Origin of the sequence: Dactylosporangium sp. NPDC050588 (assembly GCF_040654975.1) — a bacterium.
In the GTDB taxonomy this organism is placed as follows: Bacteria; Actinomycetota; Actinomycetes; order Mycobacteriales; family Micromonosporaceae; genus Dactylosporangium; species Dactylosporangium maewongense.
In genome coordinates this window covers 1-1067 of the sequence record NZ_JBFAJA010000244.1, presented here as the reverse complement: position 1 = coordinate 1067, position 1067 = coordinate 1, and the positions used below count along the sequence as shown (strand labels likewise).

1 protein-coding gene is annotated in these 1067 nt (G+C 66.5%); it reads right to left on the bottom strand.

What is annotated here, in order from left to right:
- Nucleotides 1-1025 (bottom strand): acyltransferase domain-containing protein (locus AB0I21_RS57525; RefSeq protein ID WP_360574554.1); only part of this gene is annotated, 1025 nt, incomplete at its 3' end.
- Nucleotides 1026-1067 lie beyond the last annotated feature (42 nt).

Sequence of the window (1067 nt, the reverse complement as noted above, 5' to 3'; positions counted from 1 at the left end):
TCAACAGCCTCCACCTGCTCCGAATGCGACGCATAATCCACGTCCACCCACCGGATACGCGCCTGACCCCAGTCAATCGACTCCAACGCGCCGCGATCACCCGACACCACACACAAACCAGGACCATTCACCGCGGCCACACCAACACCCGCAACACCCGCCACCCGAGCCCGGACCTCATCAACCGGCAACGCCACCGACAACATGCCCCCACGCCCCGACAGCAACTCCGCGATCACACCAGCCCTGACCGCGACAACCCGGGCACCGTCCTCAAGAGACAACACCCCAGCGACAACCGCAGCAGCCACCTCACCCTGGGAATGACCGATCACCGCCGCCGGACGCACACCCAACGACTCCCACAACCGGGCCAGCGACACCATCACCGACCACATCCGAGACTGAACGACCCGCACATCACCGTCGGGAACCTCACGGTCCATCCATCGCTGGAGCGCCGCCTCGCACTCAGCCATCGCCTCGGCGAACACCGGCGACTCCGCCAACAGCCGGCGGGCCATACCGTCCCACTGCCAACCCTGACCGGCGAAGACCCACACCACACCACCCGGCGACGCCGGCACCACCGGCAACTCCAAACCGTCCAGCACACCATCGACGGCGACCGCCCGATACGGCAACAACGCCCGCCGCGCCAAACCCGCAGCAACCGAATACGCCGACACCTCCGGCCGCGCCTGCACAAACGCACCCAAACGATCGACCTGCACCCGAAGCGCCTCACGAGAACGCGCCGACAACAACCACACCGCAGGACCATCAGCCGAGACGACCGGATCCGGGTCCTCAGCAGGCTGCTCCAGAATCACATGCGCGTTCGTCCCACTGACACCGAACGACGACACACCCGCTCGTCGCGGCCGACCCACCTCCGGCCACACCATGGTCTTCGCCGCCAACTCCACCGCACCCGCCGACCAGTCCACCTCCGGCGACGGCGCATCGATGTGCAACGACGACGGCACCACACCATGCCGCATCGCCAACACCATCTTGATCACACCAGCCACCCCGGCAGCGGCCTGCGTGTGCCCGATATTCGA